Annotated in this window: 21 protein-coding genes and 1 pseudogene; 12 read left to right on the plus strand and 10 right to left on the minus strand. The window is 57.6% G+C overall.

Annotated features, from left to right (window positions below; translation table 11 throughout):
- Positions 1-11: 11 nt before the first annotated feature.
- Positions 12-983: a DnaJ C-terminal domain-containing protein gene (locus tag A8B84_RS16055; RefSeq protein WP_064227670.1), complete on the minus strand. Its 972-nt coding sequence runs from the start codon at positions 981-983 to the stop codon at positions 12-14.
- Positions 984-1,208: 225 nt separating this feature from the next.
- Between A8B84_RS16055 and A8B84_RS16060 the strand changes: the two genes are divergently transcribed.
- Positions 1,209-2,417 carry an MFS transporter gene (locus tag A8B84_RS16060; protein WP_064227669.1) on the plus strand — a complete coding sequence of 403 codons (1,209 nt, stop codon included), beginning with the start codon at positions 1,209-1,211 and terminating at the stop codon, positions 2,415-2,417.
- Positions 2,418-2,419: 2 nt separating this feature from the next.
- Here A8B84_RS16060 and fba read toward each other — a convergent pair whose 3' ends face one another.
- From fba to tkt, 4 genes are all read right to left on the minus strand, one after another.
- Positions 2,420-3,484 (minus strand): class II fructose-bisphosphate aldolase, encoded by a 1,065-nt coding sequence (gene fba / locus A8B84_RS16065; protein ID WP_064227668.1) that lies wholly within the window; start codon positions 3,482-3,484, stop codon positions 2,420-2,422.
- 240 nt (positions 3,485-3,724) lie between these two features.
- A complete protein-coding gene (locus tag A8B84_RS16070; protein ID WP_064227667.1) occupies positions 3,725-4,885 on the minus strand; it encodes a phosphoglycerate kinase in 1,161 nt (386 codons plus the stop codon).
- Positions 4,886-4,914: 29 nt separating this feature from the next.
- A complete protein-coding gene (gap, locus tag A8B84_RS16075) occupies positions 4,915-5,946 on the minus strand; it encodes a type I glyceraldehyde-3-phosphate dehydrogenase (RefSeq protein ID WP_064227666.1) in 1,032 nt (343 codons plus the stop codon).
- Positions 5,946-7,946 carry a transketolase gene (gene tkt, locus A8B84_RS16080; RefSeq protein WP_064227665.1) on the minus strand — a complete coding sequence of 667 codons (2,001 nt, stop codon included), beginning with the start codon at positions 7,944-7,946 and terminating at the stop codon, positions 5,946-5,948. Before tkt ends, gap begins: the two co-directional genes overlap by 1 nt.
- A gap of 237 nt (positions 7,947-8,183) precedes the next feature.
- Here tkt and A8B84_RS16085 point away from each other — a divergent pair, with 237 nt between their 5' ends.
- From A8B84_RS16085 to A8B84_RS16115, 7 genes are all read left to right on the plus strand, one after another.
- On the plus strand, positions 8,184-9,185 hold the full coding sequence (locus tag A8B84_RS16085) for an ArsR/SmtB family transcription factor (protein WP_064227664.1): 1,002 nt from the start codon (positions 8,184-8,186) through the stop codon (positions 9,183-9,185).
- Positions 9,186-9,334: 149 nt separating this feature from the next.
- Positions 9,335-10,525, plus strand: a complete 1,191-nt coding sequence (metK, locus tag A8B84_RS16090; RefSeq protein WP_053112926.1) for a methionine adenosyltransferase — start codon at positions 9,335-9,337, stop codon at positions 10,523-10,525.
- Positions 10,526-10,593: 68 nt separating this feature from the next.
- Positions 10,594-11,988: an adenosylhomocysteinase gene (ahcY, locus tag A8B84_RS16095; protein ID WP_064227663.1), complete on the plus strand. Its 1,395-nt coding sequence runs from the start codon at positions 10,594-10,596 to the stop codon at positions 11,986-11,988.
- Positions 11,989-12,000: 12 nt separating this feature from the next.
- Positions 12,001-12,870, plus strand: a complete 870-nt coding sequence (metF, locus tag A8B84_RS16100; protein ID WP_053112927.1) for a methylenetetrahydrofolate reductase [NAD(P)H] — start codon at positions 12,001-12,003, stop codon at positions 12,868-12,870.
- A gap of 295 nt (positions 12,871-13,165) precedes the next feature.
- A complete protein-coding gene (locus A8B84_RS16105) occupies positions 13,166-13,924 on the plus strand; it encodes a transporter substrate-binding domain-containing protein (protein WP_053112929.1) in 759 nt (252 codons plus the stop codon).
- A 91-nt stretch (positions 13,925-14,015) separates the two neighbouring features.
- Entirely contained in the window at positions 14,016-14,687 is a 672-nt protein-coding gene (locus A8B84_RS16110) for an amino acid ABC transporter permease (RefSeq protein ID WP_014578168.1), read from the plus strand.
- Between the two features lie 13 nt (positions 14,688-14,700).
- Positions 14,701-15,447 (plus strand): amino acid ABC transporter ATP-binding protein, encoded by a 747-nt coding sequence (locus A8B84_RS16115; protein ID WP_053112931.1) that lies wholly within the window; start codon positions 14,701-14,703, stop codon positions 15,445-15,447.
- 161 nt (positions 15,448-15,608) lie between these two features.
- Here A8B84_RS16115 and A8B84_RS16120 read toward each other — a convergent pair whose 3' ends face one another.
- The 3 genes from A8B84_RS16120 to A8B84_RS16130 all read right to left on the minus strand — a co-directional run bounded on the left by A8B84_RS16120 (position 15,609) and on the right by A8B84_RS16130 (position 17,383).
- Entirely contained in the window at positions 15,609-16,043 is a 435-nt protein-coding gene (locus A8B84_RS16120) for an ABZJ_00895 family protein (protein WP_064227662.1), read from the minus strand.
- A gap of 253 nt (positions 16,044-16,296) precedes the next feature.
- The gene (locus A8B84_RS16125; RefSeq protein WP_064227661.1) at positions 16,297-16,689 is read right to left on the minus strand and encodes a hypothetical protein; all 393 of its coding nucleotides are present in this window, start codon (positions 16,687-16,689) and stop codon (positions 16,297-16,299) included.
- 85 nt (positions 16,690-16,774) lie between these two features.
- Positions 16,775-17,383: a DUF2931 family protein gene (locus A8B84_RS16130; protein ID WP_064227660.1), complete on the minus strand. Its 609-nt coding sequence runs from the start codon at positions 17,381-17,383 to the stop codon at positions 16,775-16,777.
- Between the two features lie 287 nt (positions 17,384-17,670).
- On the opposite strand from A8B84_RS16130, the gene A8B84_RS21995 reads away from it, so the two are divergent.
- On the plus strand, positions 17,671-17,928 hold the full coding sequence (locus A8B84_RS21995; protein WP_064227658.1) for a hypothetical protein: 258 nt from the start codon (positions 17,671-17,673) through the stop codon (positions 17,926-17,928).
- A 6-nt stretch (positions 17,929-17,934) separates the two neighbouring features.
- On the opposite strand, the pseudogene A8B84_RS22000 reads toward A8B84_RS21995, so the two are convergent.
- A pseudogene (locus A8B84_RS22000) lies at positions 17,935-18,207 on the minus strand (hypothetical protein); the annotation flags it as partial.
- A gap of 2 nt (positions 18,208-18,209) precedes the next feature.
- On the minus strand, positions 18,210-18,632 hold the full coding sequence (locus tag A8B84_RS21355; protein WP_082905196.1) for a type VI secretion system PAAR protein: 423 nt from the start codon (positions 18,630-18,632) through the stop codon (positions 18,210-18,212).
- Between the two features lie 247 nt (positions 18,633-18,879).
- Here A8B84_RS21355 and A8B84_RS16150 point away from each other — a divergent pair, with 247 nt between their 5' ends.
- The 3 genes from A8B84_RS16150 to A8B84_RS16160 all read left to right on the plus strand — a co-directional run bounded on the left by A8B84_RS16150 (position 18,880) and on the right by A8B84_RS16160 (position 22,345).
- Complete coding sequence (locus A8B84_RS16150; RefSeq protein ID WP_064227656.1) at positions 18,880-20,232, plus strand: adenosylmethionine--8-amino-7-oxononanoate transaminase; 1,353 nt, start codon at positions 18,880-18,882, stop codon at positions 20,230-20,232.
- A 29-nt stretch (positions 20,233-20,261) separates the two neighbouring features.
- Complete coding sequence (locus tag A8B84_RS16155; protein ID WP_064227655.1) at positions 20,262-20,996, plus strand: 16S rRNA (uracil(1498)-N(3))-methyltransferase; 735 nt, start codon at positions 20,262-20,264, stop codon at positions 20,994-20,996.
- Positions 20,997-21,115: 119 nt separating this feature from the next.
- Entirely contained in the window at positions 21,116-22,345 is a 1,230-nt protein-coding gene (locus A8B84_RS16160; protein ID WP_064227654.1) for a DUF445 domain-containing protein, read from the plus strand.
- Position 22,346: the final 1 nt, after the last annotated feature.

Raw genomic sequence — 22,346 nt, forward strand, 5'->3', positions numbered from 1 at the left:
CTTACTCCCGCTTAAACGTGAAGCTTGCTGCGTGGATTGAAGTTCTTCTCTGCCTCTGCCAGTTGCTCGTAGAGCTTCTCGGCTTCCGGGCTGTGTTTCTCGGGCATGGCGATTTGCAGAATGACAATCTGATCACCCGGATGTTTGCCCGGGAAGCCCTTGCCCTTGAGCCGAAGCTTCCGGCCACTGGTGGAGCCCTTCGGTACTTTCAGATTTACCTTTGCGCCAACGGTTGGCACGGTCACCGTTGCACCCAGGGCCGCTTCCCATGGCGCTATCGGCAGAGTAACCAGGACATCCCGACCTTCCACGGCAAAGTGTGGGTGCGGCGCAAACTCCACCTCGATGAACAGATCGCCCGGCTCACCACCGCCTAAACCCGGCGCGCCCTGGCCTTTGAGGCGGATATGCTGGCCTTCGCGCATGCCGGCCGGGATCTTCACTTTCAGGGTCTTTTGCCTGGGAATCACCCGGCCATGCTCATCGGCCTCATGGACCGCGAAAGACACCTGTTTTTCACAGCCGTGAAACGCCTCTTCCAGGAACAGCGCAATCCTGGCGTGCACGTCCTCACCGCGCATTTTCATGTTCTGGCGGAAACCGCCCCCACCAAAGCCACCGGAAAAACCGCCCCGGCGGCCACCACCGAAAATCTCTTCGAAGAATTCGCTGAACTGGCGGGCGTCGGCTTCGGTATAACCACCACCACCGAAGCCAGCCCCACTCTGCCAGCCCGGAGGTGGCTCGAAGGAACCATCCGCACGGGCGCCGTATTTACGCAGCTGGTCATATTCCTCCCGTTTTTCGGGATCTTTCAGTACTTCGTAGGCTTCACCAACCTCTTTGAACCGGGTGTCGGCATCCTCTTCCTTGCTGACATCCGGATGGTATTTCCGTGCCAGCTTTCGGTAGGCCTTTTTAATCTCCTCGGCGGAGGCAGACTCACTGACACCGAGTACGGCGTAATAGTCTTTGAAGTCCATGGCACTCCTCGTTACTGATCATCATGCATGATCAATTATTGATCTCTGATACCTATATTTGACGCTGGCAGCGAAAATACAAGCACCCAGTGATGCCCAGTTGCGATAGATCAAACGCGGCGGAACTTGTGGCCATGCCCACTGTGGTAATTCGTATAGCATCTTGTTTCGGGAAAGGTGACAATTGCCGGTTTTACTCTTTCCACCGGCTTCAGGGAGTGCTTTTTGAGCAGCGAACCAGCCACACGACTCCGGATTTTCCTGATCGAATTCGCATTGGCCCTGGGTGGCTTTGCCATCGGTACCGGGGAGTTCGCCATCATGGGCCTGATGCCCAATGTGTCGCAGGATCTCGGTGTCACCGAACCGCAGGTGGGACACCTGATCAGCGCCTATGCGTTGGGGGTTGTGGTGGGGGCTCCGCTCCTGGCAGTGATCGGCGCCCGCTTTTTCCGGCGCCAGTTGCTGATCTGGCTGATGGGCTTTTATGCGGTTGGGAATCTGGCGAGCGCCCTGGCGGCAGACTATACCGGGGTCATGATTGCGCGCTTTGTGGCCGGCCTCCCTCATGGGGCGTATTTCGGCGTAGCCTGCCTGGTGGCGGCATCCCTGGTACCGGTCCATCAACGGGCGAAAGCGGTCAGCCGCGTCATGATGGGCCTGACTCTGGCGCTGCTGCTGGGAAACCCCATGGCGGCCTGGATGGGGCAGTCGCTGGACTGGCGTTACGTGTATATGTTCGTGGGCCTGATTTCCGTGATCACACTGACCATGGTGATCTCGGTGCTGCCGGTGGATCCGCAGGAACAACGGAAGGGGTCGTTCAGCGAAATCCGGGCTTTCAACCGGGCCGGTATCTGGTTCGCCCTGGCCATCGGCGCTATCGGCTTCTCCGGTATGTTTGCCGTGTTCAGCTACCTGGCGCCCACGCTGCTGGAAGTAACAAAGGTTGAGGAGTACTGGATTCCCCTGGCCCTGGCAGTGTTCGGGCTGGGCGGCTTTACCGGCAATCTGCTCGGCGGCTGGTTGTTCGATCGGTTGGGATTTCGGGCGGTCGGCGTCATTCTGTTGCTGAGCGCCTGCATTCTCCTGGTATTTCCATCCACCACCGGCACGCTTCCAATATTGCTGGTTGCCTGTTTCCTGGTAGCTATGATGGGTGCTCTGGGACCGGCACTGCAGACCCATCTGATGGATGTAGCCCATGGCGCCCAGAACCTGGCGGCCGCCTCACATCATGCCGCCTTCAACGTTGCCAACGCCCTCGGGCCCTGGCTCGCGGGTATGGCAATCACAGCGGGGTTCGGCTGGTCATCGACGGGATACGTCGGGGCTACTACGGCAACCCTGGGGCTGCTCATTTTCCTTGCGGCCTGGCGCCACAAACAAAAAGGCCCCCGCAATGCGGAGGCCAATCAGGTTCCGATCTCTTAAGCTTACTTGACCTTGGGGTCCAGCTCGCCAGAGGCGTAGCGCTCGAACATGCGCTCAAGGTTAACCGGCTTGATCTTGCTGGCATTGCCGGCACAACCGAAGGCTTCGTAGCGTGCGATGCACACTTCGGTCATGGCCTTCATGGTTTCCTTCAGGAATTTGCGCGGGTCGAACTCGGCCGGGTTTTCGGCGAGGAAGCGACGGACCGCGCCGGTGCTGGCCAGGCGCAGGTCGGTGTCGATGTTGACCTTGCGCACGCCGTGCTTGATGCCCTCTACGATTTCTTCAACCGGTACGCCGTAGGTTTCGGGGATCTCACCACCGTATTCGTTGATGATCTTCAGCCACTCCTGGGGTACGGAGCTGGAGCCGTGCATAACCAGGTGGGTGTCCGGGATGCGGGCATGGATGGCTTTGATCTGGTCGATGGCCAGGATGTCGCCTGTGGGCGGACGGGTAAACTTGTAGGCGCCGTGGCTGGTGCCGATGGCGATGGCCAGGGCATCAACGTGGGTTTTCTTGACGAAGTCCGCCGCTTCTTCCGGGTCGGTCAGCATCTGGCTGTGGTCCAGGGTGCCTTCGGCACCGATGCCGTCTTCTTCACCGGCCTGACCGGTTTCCAGGGAACCCAGGCAGCCCAGCTCGCCTTCTACGGAGACACCACAAGCGTGGGCCATTTCAACGGTGCGACGGGTTACGCCGACGTTGTATTCATAATCGGTGGGGGTTTTACCATCTTCACCGAGGGAGCCGTCCATCATCACTGAGCTGAAGCCCAGCTGGATGGAGCGCTGGCACACGGAGGGGCTGGTGCCATGGTCCTGGTGCATGACCACCGGGATGTGCGGGAATTCTTCGATGGCCGCCAGGATCAGGTGGCGCAGGAAGGGGGCGCCGGCGTACTTACGGGCACCAGCGGAGGCCTGAACAATCACCGGGGAGTCGGTTTTGTCGGCAGCTTCCATGATGGCGCGCATCTGTTCCAGGTTGTTGACGTTAAAGGCTGGCACACCGTAACCATGCTCGGCGGCGTGATCCAGCATTTGCCGCATCGAAATCAGGGCCATGGGTCGTCTCCTTCATTTGGACTATGGGTAGTTGAATTCTGTTTCTGTGCAGGACTCCTCTGGTCTGGCCTGGGAGTCTGCTGCGGCAGGTGGGGGAACCCTTCCCGGGACACGCTGTTAATACGTCCCTGTACGCTTGACTGCAGCATCCTTGCTGCAGACAGTCCCGGGAAGGGTTCCCCCACCTGCCTTGCGATTCTGGTCTTGTTGTTGGACCCGATCAGAACCGCTTTTGTTTGTTTACTCGCCGCGCTCTTCCAGTACTGCTACTGCCGGGAGTGTCTTACCTTCTACGAATTCCAGGAACGCGCCACCACCGGTGGAGATATACGAGATTTTGTCAGCAACGCCGTACTTGTCAACGGCGGCAACGGTGTCACCGCCGCCGGCCAGTGAGAAGGCGTCGCTTTCGGCGATGGCGTGAGCAAGCGCCTTGGTGCCGTTGCCGAACTGGTCGAATTCGAAAACGCCAACCGGGCCGTTCCAGAGGATGGTTTTGGCGTTCTTCAGTACGTCGGCGAACTTGCCGGCGGTTTCCGGGCCTACGTCGAGGATCATGTCGTCGTCGCTGACGTCGGCGATGTTCTTGGTCGTTGCGGTGGCGGTTTCTGCAAATTCACTGGCAACAACCACGTCGACCGGCAGCGGGATTTCAACGCGGCTGGCGATTTCTTTGGCGGTGTCGATCAGGTCGTGTTCGCACAGGGATTTGCCAACCGGGTGACCAGCCGCTGCCAGGAAGGTGTTGGCGATGCCGCCGCCCACGATGATCGAATCGCAGACCTTCTCCAGAGCGTTGAGGACGTCCAGTTTGGTGGAGACTTTGGAGCCACCAACAATGGCCACCACTGGCTTGGCCGGGTTATCCAGGGCTTTGCCCAGGGCTTCCAGTTCGGCCGCCAGCAGAGGGCCGGCGCAGGCTTCGGGGGCGAATTTGGCTACGCCGTGGGTGGAGGCCTGGGCGCGGTGGGCGGTGCCGAAGGCGTCCATCACATAGACGTCGCAGAGGGCCGCGTACTTTTTCGCGAGGTCTTCGTTGTCTTTCTTTTCGCCTTTGTTGAAGCGTACGTTTTCGAACAGGACGACTTCGCCATCGGCCACTTCAACGCCGTCCAGATAGTCCTTGATCAGACGAACTTCCTGGCCCAGAACCTTGGTCAGGTGGTCGGCGACGGGCTTCATGGAGGAAGCTTCGTCGTACACGCCTTCTTCCGGGCGGCCCAGATGGGACATCAGCATGACTTTGGCGCCGGCGTCTTTCGCGGCCTTGATAGTCGGCAGTGACGCGCGAATGCGGGCGTCGCTGGAGACTTTGCCGTCCTTGACCGGCACGTTCAGGTCTTCACGGATCAGCACTCGCTTGCCGGCGAGGTTAAGGTCGGTCATTCTCTTGATGGCCATAACGTTCGTCCCTTCAACAAAATTTCAGATTAAGAATGTTTGGTTAACCAGCTTTTGCTGACATCGAGCATCCGGTTCGCGAACCCCCACTCATTATCGAACCAGCACAGCACTTTCACCATGGTGCCCCCGGTTACCCGGGTCTGGCCGCCGTCGACAACGCCGGAGTGGGCGTCGTGGTTGAAATCGGAGCTGGCCAGCAGTTCGTCGGTATAGCCGAGTATGCTCTTCAATGGGCCGTTGGCGGCCTCTTTTAACAGTTTGTTCACCGCTGCCACGTCGGTGGCTTTGGCCACGTTCACTACCATGTCGATGGCGGAAACGTTCATGGTCGGTACCCGCATGGCCACCGAACTGAACTTGCCTTCCATGCTCGGAAGTAACCGCTCAATACCTTTTGCAAGACCGGTTTCCACCGGAACGATGTTGTGCAGGGCGCTGCGGGTTCGTCGCAAATCCTGGTGGTGGTAGGCGTCGATGACCGGTTGGTCGTTCATTGCAGCGTGGATCGTGGTGGTACTCCCCTGCTCGACACCCAGCGCTTCGTCCAGCACCTTGATCACCGGCACCAGACAGTTGGTGGTGCACGAAGCAGCGGCAACGATGACATCATCAGCCGTGAGATCGGCGTGGTTAACACCATAGACCACGGTGCGATCGACGTCCGACTCGGCCGGCTGCGAGAACAGCAGCTGTTTGGCGCCGGAATCGATGTGTTTCTGGGCCGTGGCACGATCAGAGAAGGCGCCGGAGCATTCCAGCACCAGATCGACATCCAGCAGACGCCAGGGCAGTTCTGCCGGATCAGCATGACTCAACACACGGATGGCATCTCCATTGACCATGAGATCCTGGCCCGATACCGAAATGTCACCCTGGAAACGGCCATGGGTGGAATCGTATCGGGTCAGGTGGGCAATGGTGTCGATATCCGACAGCTCATTAATAGCGACCACCTGCAGGTGGTCGCGGAAGCCATTTTCATAAAGCGCCCGCAACACGCACTGGCCGATTCGGCCGTACCCGTTGATGGCGACACGAAAAGGCGCAGAGTCTGTCATCAGGCGTCCAGCAGCTCAGCAGCCACTTCCAGAACGTTGTCGACGGTGAAGCCGAATTCCTTGAACAGCTCGCCAGCAGGGGCAGACTCACCGAAGGTGGTCATGCCGATGATGCGGCCGTCCAGGCCAACGTACTTGTACCAGTAGTCGGCAATACCGGCTTCGATGGCGATGCGGTTGGTCACGTCCAGCGGCAGAACCTGCTGCTTGTACTCGGCGCTCTGGGCATCGAATACATCGGTGGACGGCATGGAGACCACGCGAACCTTGTTGCCCTGCTCCCGCAGTTTGGCGGCAGCGTCCTGGGCCAGGCCGACTTCGGAGCCAGTGGCAATCAGGATCAGGTCCGGTGTGCCTTCGCTGTCTGACAGAATGTAAGCGCCCTTGGCCACATCCGCGAGCTGCTGTGCATCGCGCGGCTGTGCCGGCAGACCCTGACGGGAGAACACCATGGCTGTCGGGCCATCGGTGCGCTCGAGAGCTGCTTTCCAGGCCACTGCAGATTCAACGGTGTCAGCGGGGCGCCACATGCTCATGTTGGGCGTGGCGCGCAGGCTGGCCATTTGCTCGATCGGCTGGTGTGTCGGGCCGTCTTCGCCCAGGCCGATGGAATCGTGGGTGAACACGAAGATGGAACGCTGCTTCATTAGTGCGGCCATGCGCACGGCATTGCGGCAGTATTCCATGAAGATCAGGAAGGTCGCGCCGTAGGGTACGAAACCGCCGTGCAGGGCGATGCCGTTCATGATGGCTGCCATGCCGAACTCGCGAACACCATAATAGATGTAGTTGCCGCTGGCGTCTTCTTTGGTTAGACCCTTGGTGTCGGACCAGATGGTCAGGTTGGAACCGGCCAGGTCGGCAGAGCCGCCCATCAGTTCCGGCAGCAGCGGGCCGTAGGCGTTCAGGGTGTTCTGGGAAGCCTTACGGGAGGCAACGGTCTCGGCCTTGTCCTGGCACTCCTGGATGTAGGCCTGAGCCTTCTCGGCGAAATCAGCAGGCAGTTCGCCGGCCATGCGACGCTTGAACTCAGCCGCCAGTTCCGGCTCGGCCTTCTCGTAGGCGGCAAACTTCTGCTCCCACTCGGACTGGGCAGCGGCACCTTTTTCACGGGCATTCCAGGCACTGGCAATGTCGGCCGGGATTTCGAACGGTCCGTGCTGCCAACCCAACTGCTCGCGGGTCAAGGTGATTTCGTCGTCACCCAGGGGGGCGCCGTGACAGCTTTCCTTGCCCTGCTTGTTCGGGGAGCCAAAGCCGATGATGGTCTTGCAGCAGATCAGAGTGGGCTGATCGGTGTTGGCACGGGCCGCTTCGATGGCCGCGCGAATAGCGTCGGCGTCGTGGCCGTCGACTGCGGGAATCACCTGCCAGCCGTAGGATTCGAAACGCTGCGGCGTGTTGTCGGTAAACCAGCCTTCGACCTCGCCATCAATGGAGATACCGTTGTCGTCATAGAAGAACACAAGCTTGCCGAGACCCAGAGTGCCGGCCAGGGACGCCACTTCGTGGGAGATGCCTTCCATGAGGCAGCCGTCGCCGAGGAAAGCGTAGGTGTAATGGTCAACAATCTCGTGGCCCGGACGGTTGAACTGCGCTGCCAGGGACTTTTCGGCAATGGCGAAACCAACGGCGTTGGCAATACCCTGGCCCAGGGGTCCGGTGGTGGTTTCAATGCCCGGGGTGTAGCCGTACTCGGGATGGCCCGGAGTCTTGGAGTGCAGCTGACGGAAGTTCTTGATGTCGTCGATGGAAACGTCGTAACCGCTCAGGTGCAGCAGGGAATACTGCAGCATGGAGCCATGACCGTTAGACAGCACGAAGCGGTCCCGGTTGGCCCACTGAGGGTTGGCCGGGTTGTGGCTCAGGTAATCGTTCCACAGAACCTCGGCGATATCCGCCATACCCATGGGCGCACCCGGGTGGCCGGACTTGGCTTTCTGAACCGCATCCATGCTCAGCGCGCGAATGGCGTTGGCGAGATCTTTACGAGACGGCATTGACGTTTCTCCAGTGTTTTGCAGGAAAAGAATTCGTAGTGATTAAAGGGCGATCAAAAATGAGGCGCGTATTTTCGCCGATTAGTGTGTGCCGGGGCAAATCGGCATGCGCCTGTTTCACGATTGTTTGCCTGCGGATTTCCGAAAGGGCCTGATTTCAAAGAACGATAAATCTATATCAAAATTTTTTGATATGCCTATTGATTGACCACCCGAAGCACCCTACACTTCGTTCCCATGACATCCATGACCACGCATGCCGACAACCTGTCCTCCGTGGACGCACTGGCCCCGATCTTCAAAGCAAGCGGGGATCCCTTGCGTCTGGAGATTTTGCGTGTGTTGAGAAGGGATACCTTCGGGGTTCTGGAGCTCAGCCAGCTGTTTGATATGCGCCAGTCAGGTATGAGCCACCACCTGAAAGTGATGAACAAGGCCGGCCTGCTGGAGCCCCAGCGCGAGGGCAACGCGATTTTCTATCGCCGCCCGTTGCACCTGGACAGCGACAAGCCGACGGACCAGACGATACGCCAGATATTCGAAGCGGTAGACCGGGTGCCACTGCCGCCGCATCTCCAGGAACGAATTGAAGCCATCCGCAACCAGCGTGCGGATCAGTCCCAAGCCTTCTTTGCTCGCCACGCGGAGCAGTTCCGGGAGCAACAGGAGCTCATTGCCGCCTTTGATCTTTATGCAGAGCCGGTGGCGGAAATGATCCGGAAGCGGTCCCGCAAACACCAGTGGCAGGCGGCGCTGGAAATCGGCCCCGGCGAGGGCGCCTTCCTGCCAGTGCTGGCCGAGCTTTGCGGGCATGTGGTCGCCCTGGATAACAGCCGTGACATGCTGGCAAAAGCAACCCGTACCTGCATTGATGAACGGCTGAACAACATCGACCTGATTGAGGGCGTTACCGACACCCTGCTGGCCAGGGGCGATGCTTTTGACCTGGTGGTTGCCAACATGGTGCTGCACCACGTACCCAGCCCCGCCGACATCTTCCTGGATTCCGCGGCGCTGATGAATAACGGCGGCTGCTTCGTCATCAGCGACCTGTGCAGTCACGACCAGGACTGGGCAAAAGCAAACTGCGGTGATCTCTGGCTGGGTTTTGAACCGGAAGAGCTCACCACCTGGGCAGCGGACGCCGGCCTGGTTGCCGGAGAACAGCTGTTTATCGGCTTGCGCAACGGTTTTCAGATTCAGGTTCGGGAATTCTGGAAACACGGCGGCCAGATTTGACGACCTGAATCGCAATATCAACAAATTTTGATATACGGATACGTAGTTTTACGTATCCTTACACAGATCACCAAACCGGATACCGGAAAGCGCTTTAAGAAAGTCGCTTACCGGACTGAATTTGAATCGCTCACAGAGGAGCATGTGTTATGGCTGACTACAACATCTTCACTTCCGAATCGGTCTCTGAAGGCCATCCGGACAAACTGGCAGACCAGATCTCTGATGCCGTGCTGGATGCCATCCTGACCGACGATCCGCATGCCCGCGTTGCCTGCGAAACCATGGTAAAAACCGGTGTCGCCATCGTTGGCGGTGAGATCACCACCAGTGCCTGGGTCGATCTGGAAGACCTGGTGCGCGGCGTGATCAAGGACATCGGCTACACCTCCTCAAAAGTGGGTTACGACGGCGACACCTGCGGCATCATCAACATCATCGGCAAGCAGTCCGTCGATATTGCCCAGGGCGTCGACCGCCAGAAGCCGGAAGACCAGGGCGCCGGCGACCAGGGCCTGATGTTCGGCTATGCCAGCAACGAAACCGATGTACTGATGCCGGCGCCGATCACCTTCTCCCACCGTCTGGTTCAGCGCCAGGCCGAGGCCCGCAAGAGCGGCCTGCTGCCGTGGCTGCGCCCGGACGCCAAGAGTCAGGTTACCTGCCGCTATGAAAACGGCCGGGTTGCCGGTATTGATGCGGTGGTTCTTTCCACACAGCACGATGAAGACGTGACCCAGGAAGACCTTAAAGAAGCGGTGATGGAACTGATCGTCAAGCACGCGCTGCCAGCTGAACTGCTGCACAAGGACACCCAGTTCCACATCAACCCGACCGGCAAGTTCGTAATCGGTGGCCCCGTTGGCGACTGTGGCCTGACGGGCCGCAAGATCATCGTAGACACATACGGCGGCATGGCACGCCACGGTGGCGGTGCTTTCTCCGGAAAGGATCCGTCCAAAGTTGACCGCTCCGCCGCCTACGCAGGCCGCTACGTTGCCAAGAACATCGTCGCCGCCGGACTGGCTGACAAGTGTGAGATCCAGGTGTCCTACGCCATTGGTGTGGCGCAGCCGACGTCGATCTCCCTGAACACTTTCGGTACCGGCAAGATCAGCGACGACAAGATCATTGAACTGGTGCGCGACAACTTCGACCTGCGGCCCTACGCAATTACCAACATGCTCGATCTGCTACACCCGATGTACCGGGCGACCGCAGCCTACGGACACTTCGGCCGCGATCCCTATGAAATGACGGTCGGCGGCAAGACCTTTACCGCCTTCCCGTGGGAGAAGACCGATCGCGCCGCGGCCCTGAAGGATGCTGCTGGTATCTAAACCGATTTCGGGCGTATGTCATCAGGCATACGCCCAAGCCAAACTGATTGAACTGACAGGAGAACACCATGAGCACTCCCGCAGAAAAGCTGAACAGCTTTGACGACTACAAAGTTCGCGATATTTCCCTGGCCGGCTGGGGTCGGAAGGAAATCAACATCGCTGAAGGCGAAATGCCTGCCCTGATAAAGCTCCGCGAGAAGTACAAAGCCGAGCAGCCGCTGAAAGGCGCCAACATCATGGGCTGTATCCACATGACCATCCAGACTGCCGTGCTGATCGAGACCCTGATTGAGCTTGGCGCCAATGTACGCTGGTCATCGTGCAACATCTTCTCTACCCAGGACCAGGCCGCTGCTGCCATCGCGGCGCAGGGCATTCCCGTGTTTGCCTGGAAAGGCGAAACCGACGAGGAGTACGACTGGTGCCTCGACCGCACCGTCGGTGCCGACGTGGATGGCTGGGAACCAAACATGATCCTGGATGACGGCGGCGACCTGACCGCCCTGCTCCATGAAAAATATCCGGAAATTCTGGCTAACTGCCACGGTGTGACCGAAGAGACAACCACGGGTGTGCACCGCCTGCAGGAAATGTTGCGCGAAGGCACCCTGAAGGTTCCGGCGATCAACGTAAACGACGCAGTCACCAAGTCCAAGAACGACAACAAGTACGGTTGTCGCCACAGCCTGAACGACGCTATCAAGCGCGCTACCGACCACCTGCTTTCCGGCAAGAAAGCGCTGGTGATTGGTTACGGCGACGTGGGCAAGGGCTCTGCCGCCTCACTGCGTCAGGAAGGCATGATTGTAAAAGTGACCGAGGCCGATCCGATCTGTGCGATGCAGGCCTGCATGGACGGCTTCGAGGTTGTCTCTCCCTACATTGATGGCGTGAACACCGGTACCGAGGCTGCCGTGAACCGCGATCTTCTCCAGAACACCGATCTGCTGGTCACCACCACCGGCAACATGAACGTGTGCGACGCGCACATGCTCAAGGCGCTGAAGAGCGGTGCCGTGGTGTGCAACATCGGCCACTTCGACAACGAGATCGATACCGCCTACATGCGCAAGAACTGGGAATGGGACGAGGTGAAGCCGCAGGTGCACGTGGTTTACCGCGACAAGGCCACCAACGATCACCTGATCCTGCTTTCCGAAGGCCGCCTGGTGAACCTGGGCAACGCCACCGGTCACCCGTCACGGATCATGGATGGTTCCTTTGCCAACCAGGTTCTGGCCCAGATGTACCTGTTCGAGCGCAAGTTCGCCGACCTGCCGGAAGATGCCCGTGAGAAAGGCGTTTACGTTCAGGTTCTGCCCAAGCACCTGGACGAAGAAGTGGCCCGCGCCATGGTGGAAGGCTTTGGTGGCGTGATCACCAAGATGACGCCGGAGCAGGCGAAATACATCGGTGTACCGGTCGAAGGCCCGTACAAGCCAGAAAGCTACAAGTACTGATCGGGTAAACAGATGCAATCCCAGAAACAGTTCAAGCGCCGTTTCAGCTTTGAGTTTTTCCCGCCCAAGACCGACCAGGGCAAGGAAAAGCTGCAGAACGTGCGCAACCAGCTGGCCGAGGTGAACCCGGACTTTTTCTCCGTCACCTTCGGCGCCGGTGGTTCCACCCGGGACCGCACCATCGAGACCGTGCTCAACCTGCATAGCCAGGGCATTTCCACGGCACCTCATCTTTCCTGCGTCGGGGGCACCCGCCAGGAAATCGGGGAGCTGCTGGATCTGTACAGAGAGCACGGAATCAACCGGATTGTCGCCCTGCGGGGCGACATGCCTTCCGGGATGGGTGCCGCCGGTGAGCTGCGCTACGCCAACGAGCTGGTGGAATTTATCCGCGAGCACAGCGGCGACACCTTCAACCTGGAAGTGGCGGCGTACCCTGAGTTTCATCCTCAGGCCCGCAATGCCGAAGAAGACCTGAAGAACTTTGCCCGCAAGGTTCAGGCCGGTGCAAACAGCGCCATTACCCAGTACTTCTTCAACGCGGACAGCTACTTCTACTTCATCGACCGGCTGGAGAAGATGGGCGTTACCATTCCGGTGGTACCGGGCATCATGCCCATCGTCAATTTCTCCAACCTGGTTCGTTTCTCGGACATGTGCGGCGCGGAAATTCCTCGCTGGATTCGCAAACAGCTCGAAGCCTACGGCGACGACAGCGATTCCATCCGCAAGTTCGGTGAGGAAGTGGTCACCGAGATGTGCGAGAAGCTGTTGAAGGCCGGCGCGCCGGGCTTGCATTTCTATACCCTCAACCAGGTGGAACCCAGTATCAGCATCTGGAAGAACCTGGGCATCAGTGAGCGGGAGAAGATTGCTTTCTGATGTAGTTTGCTGGTGTCGGATTACGGCCCTTTGGGCCTAATCCGACCTACCATACCAATCTGCCGGTGCCTCAATCCGTAGGTTGGATTAGGTCCTCAGGACCGTAATCCAACAGCCCTCCCGGCCGCCTCCTCCCCGCCAAGCATTTGATTTCCTGTGCTCATCTGCGTAATAGTCTAAAGTGTATGTGATGCAGTTCCATCAACGCTCCCCGGAGATCGCAGTCAACAGCAGTGATTGGTCCGGCTTGCCTTACCGGGCAAATGGAGCCTCATAAGAAAGAAAAGGAGAATGTATGAGCACGAAGTGGCTGAAGACCGTAAGCGCCAGTCTGGCACTGACCGTTGCCGCAGGAACCGTCAGCGCAGAAACCCTGCGCGTCGTCACTGACCCCAGTTTCGTTCCGTTTGAAATGATGGACCAGGAGACCGGTGAGATGATCGGTTTCGACATGGAAATCATCCGCGAGGTGGCCGACCGTGCCGGTTTCGAGATTGACCTCAATACCATGGATTTCAACGGCATCATACCGGCCCTGCAAACCGGTAATGTAGACATTGCCATTGCCGGCATCACCATTACCGAAGAGCGTGAAGAGATCGTCGATTTCTCAGACCCGTACTACGATTCGGGTCTCCGTATTCTGGTTCGCGAGAGTAACGGCGATGTCAGCGAATTCGACGACCTCGAAGGCAAGAAAATCGGCACCAAGATCGGCAGCACCAGTTACGATTACCTGGTCAAGAACCTGGAAGCCGATGACGGCGTAACCCCCTACCCGGGCAGCTCCGATATGTACATGGCGCTGATGTCACGCTCCATCGATGCTGTTTTCTACGATGCCCCGAACGTGGGCTACTTTGCCCGCACCAAGGGTGAAGGCAAGGTAAAAACCGTTGGCCCGCTGTATGAAGGCCAGCAATACGGCATCGCCCTGAAAAATGGCAGTGAGTGGGTTGATGACGTTAACGACGCCCTCGCCGCAATGAAGGAAGATGGTACCTACAAAACCATCTACGAGAAGTGGTTTGGCCCAATGCCCGAGGGCATGTAAGGGCTCCCGGACCCCAGTGGTCTGATTCCCTGTGCCGGGGCACCATTGCCCCGGCAATTCGTGACTCCAAAACTCTGCGGAGACTTTCACTGTGGAATTCCAGTTTCAGTTCGACTGGCAGGCAGCCATCGACTCTATCCCTTTTCTGATAAAAGGGATCCCCTACACCCTGCTGATTTCCTTCGGCGGTCTTCTGATCGGTTTTGCTCTGGGCATTTTCTTTGGCCTGCTGAGCATCAACAAGAAGTGGTTCCTGCGGTGGCCGGCAACCGCCTACATCGAAATCTTTCGTGGCACTCCGATCCTGGTTCAGGTCCTCTTTATCTTCTACGGCCTGCCCGACCTGATTGGCGGTCCCATTGATCCCTTGACGGCCGGCATCGCGGCCATCGCCCTGAACTCCGGCGCCTATATATCCGAGGTGGTCCGAGGTGGCGTGCAGTCCATCGACAAGGGCCAGACCGAAGCCGGGCTATCCCTTGGCCTTTCCCGCACCCAGACGTTCTGGTCTGTGGTCTGGCCACAGGCGTTCCGCCGCATGATTCCGCCACTGGGCAACCAGGCCATTGTCAGCATCAAGGACACCTCTCTGTTCTCAGTGATCGGCGTGGGTGAACTGGTCCGTCAAGGTCAGATTTACATCGCCAACACCTTTACGGCATTTGAGGTGTACTTTGTGGTGGCGATCCTCTACCTGGCCATCACCCTGTCCCTGTCCATCATTCTCCGCTTCGTTGAGCGGCGCGGACTGGCTTCTGTCTGAAGGAACGTTACCCATGACTCAGATTGTAAAAATGAAGGGCATGAACAAGTACTTCGGGAAACTGCATGTCCTTAAAGATATTGATCTTACCGTTGAACAGGGCGAAGTGGTGGTTATTATCGGCGCCAGCGGCTCCGGCAAATCCACCCTGATTCGCTGTGTGAACGGCCTTGAAGAATATGAATCCGGAACACTGGAAGTGGACGGCCAGCAGCTCGCGCCCAAGAGCGGCAACCCGAAAGCTCTGGCTGAAATCCGCAAGGAAGTCGGGATGGTATTCCAGCAGTTCAACCTGTTCCCTCACCTCACCGTGAAGAGAAACATCATGCTGGCGCCCAAGAAGGTCAAGGATGCTCCGGAAACCGTTGCCAACGCCACCGCAGAGCGTTTGCTAAACCGGGTAGGCATCGGCAACCAGGCCGACAAGTACCCCAGCCAACTGTCCGGCGGCCAGCAACAGCGGGTCGCGATCGCCCGGGCCCTGGCCATGGAACCGCGCCTGATGCTGTTCGACGAGCCAACCTCAGCCCTGGACCCGGAAATGATCGGTGAAGTGCTGGACGTTATGCGGGAACTGGCCAAGGAAGGCATGACCATGATGGTCGTCACCCACGAGATGGGCTTCGCCCGGGAAGTGGCCGACCGCGTGATCTACATCCACGAGGGCCAGATTGTGGAACAGGGTAAACCGGACGATGTGTTCGACAACCCGCAGAACGAGCGCACTCAGGCGTTTCTTTCAAGGGTTCTTGCACACTGAGCCAGGCCAGCCTCGAAAGCCTCCGCTTGCGGAGGCTTTTTTAATTATGGCCCGTCTTGCGACGGCATCTCAGGCAATGTTGTCTATCTGGAACTGCTTTCTTCGCTCGCTGAAGCGCGCCCAGCATGGCTGTCATATGACAATCATGCTGTGTCGAAAAGTTAGGCCGGATTCAGCTTCGTGAGGTGGCGGCGCGCCAACTTGCCAAAGATCAACAAGCAAACGAAGGTCTGCAAGAGAACGGCAATCGCAAATCCGATCATCAGAACCCCCAGTGGAAGCTCTGAGATAGCTATCATGAGGTCATCAATCGCAGGGGCGTCGGCTGAAACGAATAGCAGAGCGATGAGGGAAATGAAAGAGACAACCAGCGCACTGATGTTCACAGAGACGGACATCATCCAGTTCTCCCGGAGCGTCGGCGCCCTACCAAACGCCGAAACCGATGCGGCCATTGCGCCATAGGCGGCACCGATCATCGCCCCGATTTGCATGCCGGAATTCATCTCGATGTTGAATACCTCACCAATGGTAATAATGCAGAGCTGGAAGGCTGCGTAGAGGCCGGTGAAGTTGAGGATTGTTTTGATAATCATGTTTAAGCTTCCTTGCTTTTTCAGTTTTGAATTTGCTGACACGTCCTGAAAAACTTCGAAATCTTGGACACTTGCGCCACGGCAGATGCCGGCAAGCCTCGCAGTTTGCCATCAGCGGGAGCGTTTTATTTAGACTGCACTAATAAACCTGACACCACACACGCTGCAAAGACTCGCCATTCCTCACTCACGGTTGCGCGCCTAATAGCTCAACTGTGAAAGAGAAAAGGGGTTGTTCACCGTAGGCGACTCTTCACTCAGCAATAACCAAAAAAATGGCCGACATTGCAAATATCATTGCGCATGCAAAAGTAAAGGTGACCGGAATAAGCGCCCACAGCTTTAAATGCCTGGGCGTCGCCCCATCCTCTTTACCCATTCGCGACGCAACTTCGCTACCGATCACTGGGAGATTCCTGTAGGTGAAAAAGGACCAGACGTTCATGGCACGAATCCACCTTCCCCAGGGGCCATCGCCCCACAGAGTTTTTGTCATATCCAGGTAGGCGCCGGGCGCGGCAATCTTGGCCTCTACCACGCGTATCCTCGAAAACGCTACTGTCACTGTAAACAGTATTCCCAGTAAGCCGCCTATCATGGAGGCAATCCCCAAGAACGCTGAAATAACTGTGAGTGCCTCGATCATCAGCAATGACCTAAGTGATATTGGTGCCCATCATGGAGTCACCTTCACTACGCATTTCTCTTTTGCGTAACGACAGCTCAACGTCCTACCTGGCGGGCGCAGGGATGACCCCTTTGTCAATGTAATGCTGCACCTGCGCTTGATAGCCGGAGGGGTCACCATTTGCAGCTTCAGCACGTGATTCGTCGATTACCGGGGCGGCAAAACCTGAATCTTCGTCACCCGCGCAATCCCGACACGATGCTCGCCACCACGCCAGAGCCTGGCCTTTGCCTGAGAAGCCAACGATAAAGTAATGCCCATACTTCGGCGTCGGATAATCTTCGAACCACTCGGCAACGGTCTCACTGAATTCCTCGGGCATGGGTAGCGAGACCTCGTAAAATTTCTGCTCCCTGTGCGAAAACCAGCGGGCTTCGACCAGTTCCGGAACTGGTGCCGGGTCTATAACAATTCGGCCGCCAGTTGGAGGCGTTTGATCATACCCGTAACTGATTGCTCCACCGGGTATTCTGCGGTCGCCGTTCAGTGTTACCTCTTCAACCCAGACCGGCCACCCGGATGGCCCCCCGGAGACGATGACGGTGTATTCATAGGTTTTTCTCTCCGAAGAGCAGGCAACAAGGCCAGTGATCAACACCAACAACACCATCTGGCGGCTGATGGCGAGACAATTTGCAACGTGCTTTGTCATGGTCGTGCAGTGACCTCTTGTTGTTGGACGGCTAACGAGGGCCTGTTATAGAAGATCCTTCTCTTACCAGAGTTCTCAGCAAGGTGAGGCAATACATCCTCTCGATGTGAGGTATGCATGTATTTCCCCAAATACTTCCTAGCAGCAAAGAGGTTGGCTCCAGCTTCCTGCCAAGCGTCAATAGCTTTCTTAAGGTCATCGGGGATTCTGTGGTTGGCGTTTGACAAATCCATAGGCGACATGGGCAGGCCCTCTGATACCGCCATCTCATACATAAGGTGAAGAGCATGAATCGCCAATTCCTTTCGAGTTGCTCGCCTCTCCTCCGCGATTACATCGGTGCCCTCAACGCGAGCCTGGATGTTGCGGTGATCATTTCGGTTAAGCGCTTCAATTTTTTTCTGGGCACTCTGGATTGTCCGATAATTCATACCGTGACCAGAAAAGACTCTGACAGTGAAGATTTCGCGATTCTGGATACCTCCAACCGGATTTTCATAACCCCCACCAACATCCGAGTGGACACCCGGCAATGCTATCTCTGAGAAATTGGATGGAAGTCCAGCAGGTTCCCGGATACTCGAAAGGGGGAAGTTTCTACGGATCTCATGATGAGCGGTCAGATGAACAATCCTGTCGGCACTGTCCGGCCTGAGATTGACATTAAAATCCAGGTTATTTTGATTTCCGGGAAGATAGAAGCTTCCTACAGTATCGAATAATCCTATAAATCCGACTCTTGCAGTGATATCGCGAGGAAACGCATTTAACTTACGAAAGCTAACTACCGACGTTGACAGGCTCGGCTCATTTATCTCTGGCAAAATTATTGAGGCGGGCCAGTCTTCATTTCTGCATCCAAAAGACCCTCAACTCCACTCTTGGATTCTGCAGCATCAAAGATCCTGCCTAACTTCGCAGGGGCGCTGGATACTCCCGAAAATGACGCCGGCGTGTGAGTATCACCAATAACCACCGACCCCGACCCAATAGTCACACCGCCACACGAAATCGCCCCGCCTGTCACCGCCGCCGGTTTGCCATTGATCATGACCGTTGCAGAACCACCAGTGATGGTGCGCGGATGGGGCGGATGTTTGGGTTTGGAATGGAGGGCCAGCGGGTCGCCTACTCGGGCAACGGGCTTGCCATCGATCAACACATCGGGGGAACCGGCAATCACCGGCGTGGGCGGGAAATCTTCGTGATCGGAGCCAAGGTCTCCGAGCAGAACTATCGCTTTACTCATGTCGCGTCCTTTGCGTTTTTCCGGGCCATCCTGGCCCTTTGGCTGTAAACCGGCAGTTTATACTGAAGCACTCTGCCAGCCAAACCCTTCGATCTCACAGTGTGATGTAATCAAGAGCGAGGAAACGTCAGGCAATACCGGGCTAGGTCGACCTGAAATCCGGGTGGCCGATATCCGCTGTTAACTGTAATATCCGCACAGGTTAACAGCGACAACCCAGAATCAGACCGTCTGACGGAGAATTATCATGCGCAATGCTGACCTCGTCACCCGTGGCCTCAAGTCCGTGTGGCACCCCTGCACCCAGATGAAAGACCACGAAGGCGCCGTGCCTTTGGTGCCTATCAAGCGGGGCGAGGGTGTCTGGCTGGAAGACTTTGAAGGCAATCGCTTTATCGATGCCGTCAGTTCCTGGTGGGTCAATCTGTTCGGCCACGCCAATCCGAGAATCAACGCGGCTATCCAGAAGCAGATTGGCGAGCTGGAACACGTTATCCTGGCCGGGTTTACCCACGAGCCGGTGGTCAATCTGTCCGAGCGCCTTATTGAAGTTACACCGCCCGGCCTGAACAAGGTTTTTTACGCCGACAACGGCTCCTCGGCCATCGAAGCTGCCCTGAAGATGAGCTTCCACTACTGGAAGAATCACGGCAAACCGGGCAAGAAGAACTTCGTGAACCTGAGCAACAGCTACCACGGTGAAACCCTGGGCGCACTCGCACTCGGCGATGTATCGCTTTACAAGGACACCTATCAGCCGCTACTGATGGAAGTGCTGACAGCGCCCTCCCCGGACGCCTTCAACAAGGAGCCGGGTGAGACCGACGAGGCCTATGCATTGCGCCAGTTTGAGGCCATGGAAAAGCTGCTGGCCGAGAAGCACGACGAAATCTGCGCCGTGGTGGTGGAGCCGCTGATCCAGTGCGCCGGCGGCATGCGGATGCACCATCCCATCTACCACACCAAACTACGGGAGGCCTGCGACCGCTATGGCGTGCACCTGATTGCGGATGAGATCGCCGTTGGTTTTGGTCGCACCGGTACCCTGTTTGCCTGTGAACAGTCGGGCATCACTCCGGATTTCATGTGCCTGTCCAAGGGGCTTACCGCCGGCTACCTGCCGCTGTCAGTCGTGCTGACTACCGATGATGTCTACAACGCCTTCTACGACGACTACGAAACCCTCAAGGCGTTTCTGCACAGCCATAGCTACACCGGCAACCCCATCGGCTGCGCCGTGGCACTGGCGACCCTGGATATCTTCCGGGATGACAATGTGATTGAGAGCAACCGCGGGCTCTCCACATGCATGGCCGAGTCTGTCGCCCATCTGGCAGACCATCCCAATGTCGGGGACATCCGCCAGCACGGTATGACCCTGGCCGTGGAAATGGTAAAAGATAAAGCCTCGAAAACGCCCTTCCCCTGGCAGGAACGCCGTGGCATTCGCGTATACCAGCATGCATTAACCCGCCAGGCCTTGCTTCGACCCCTGGGTAATGTGGTTTACTTCATGCCGCCTTACGTGATCACTGAAGAGCAGATCCGCCACCTGGCCCAGGTTGCAACGGAAGGCATTGAGATCGCGGTTCGCGACTGACAACCGCCCAGAACCTGAGAGACCAGCCCATGCGCATACCCCGCATCTACACTGATTCCGCCCTCACCGAGGGCGGCACCGCAGAACTTGATGACAACGCCGCGCAACATGTCGGCCGGGTATTGCGCATGCAGCCGGGGCAGGAACTGCTGCTTTTCAACGGCGATGGCAACGACTACCCCGCCACCATCACCAGCGCCAGCAAGAAGAATGTGGAAGTCCAGGTGGGCACTCCCCAGCCCAACGCCACCGAATCCCCCCTGGAAATCGTCCTCGGCCAGACCCTCTCCAAGGGTGACCGCATGGATTACGCAGTGCAGAAAGCGGTGGAAATGGGCGTTACCCGCATCGTGCCGCTGAGCACAGAACGGTGCGACGTAAAACTCAAGGGCGACCGGGAAGACAAGCGCCTGCGCCACTGGCAATCCGTCGCCATCAGCGCCGCCGAGCAATGCGGTCGCGCCCGGGTGCCCGAGATCCTGCCGGTGATGACCGTTTCCCAGTGGCTGGAACACAGCCGGGACTGCAAGGTGCGTCTTGTCCTTCACCACCGTACCAAGCATGCCCTGAAGTCCATTATTCCCCCCGAACGCGTCGCCCTGATGATTGGCCCCGAGGGCGGACTTTCCCCCGAGGAAATCGCCCAGGCGGAAAAAGAAGGTTTCCTGCCGGTGGCCCTCGGCCCCCGGGTACTGAGAACGGAAACCGCACCGGTTGCGGCCATGGCGCTTTGCCAATGGCTGTGGGGTGACATCGGCAGCTGATCATCCCGACCGTGCCGCCGTCTCATGTCGGCACGCAAGTCATTGACATAAAGGGGTACCAACAACATTATCCCTGTCGACTCCGAAAGCAAAAAAAACGATCACACGCGAGTAACGGGATGACAAGCCTGCTAAGCACCCAAGAATTCTGGCAATACCTCAGTATCCCGGTCATTGCCGCCCTGATTGGCTGGACCACCAACTGGCTTGCCATCAAGATGACCTTCTACCCTCTGGAATTCATCGGCAAACCACCGCTGCTTGGCTGGCAAGGTATTATTCCCTCCAAGGCCCGAAAAATGGCAGCCATCAGTGTCGATGCCACCATTTCAAAGATCGGCACCGTTCGGGAGATCTTCCAGCAGATCGATCCGAAAGTCCTCGCCACCCATATCGTTCACTCCGTCGAACCCCGCATCGAAGAGTATGTGGACGAGATGATGCTCAAGGAATACCCCACCTTCTGGGAAAACCTGCCGGCCTCGGCCCGGAAGATGGTCTACGATCGCGTCCGCAAATCCACGCCCCAGCTCGTGGACAATCTGGTGGAAGATGTCTCCGATAACATTGAAGATCTGCTGGATATCAAGGGCATGGTCATCGAGCGCCTGGCCAGCGACAAGGAGCTGCTGAACCGGATCTTTATCGAGTGCGGTGAGGTGGAATTCCGGTTCATCATCAACTCGGGGCTCTATTTTGGCTTTTTGTTCGGCCTGATCCAGATGGCAGTCTGGTATGTCTATCCGAGCTGGTGGGTGCTGCCGTTCTTCGGTCTTCTGGTGGGCTGGGCGACCAACTGGATTGCCCTGAATGTGATTTTCCGGCCCCTGCACGCCAAAAAAGTCGGTCCCTTCCGGATTCAGGGCCTGTTCCTGAAACGCCAGCCGGCCGTGGCAGAGTCGTTCTGCCACATCGTGACCCACGAGATTCTCACCGTTGGCAACATCATCAACGCCATTCTGGACGGCCCCAAAGGCGACCGCGCCCGCAACATGGTCAAGAAGCACATCAAACCGCTGGTGGACGAGACCGCCGGCATGGGCAAGGCGCTGACCCAGATGGCCTTTGGGCCCACCGGCTTTGCCACCCTCAAAAACAAGGTTGGCGAAAAAGCCATCGAGATATCGCAGACATCGTTCAACAACCCGGTGTTCGAGAAGGATCGCGCCCAGGCCGTAGAATCCATCATGGTCGAGCGAATGATTGCCCTGTCTTCCGAGGAATTCCAGGATCTTCTCCGGCCGTGTTTTCAGGAGGATGAGATCAAACTGATTCTTGTGGGCGCTTTCCTTGGCTTTGGCGCTGGCATCTGCCAACTGGTCTTCGTGTTCGGGGAATCGTTCCTGTAAA

It is taken from the genome of Marinobacter sp. EhC06, from assembly GCF_001650915.1.
Classification (GTDB): Bacteria; Pseudomonadota; Gammaproteobacteria; order Pseudomonadales; family Oleiphilaceae; genus Marinobacter.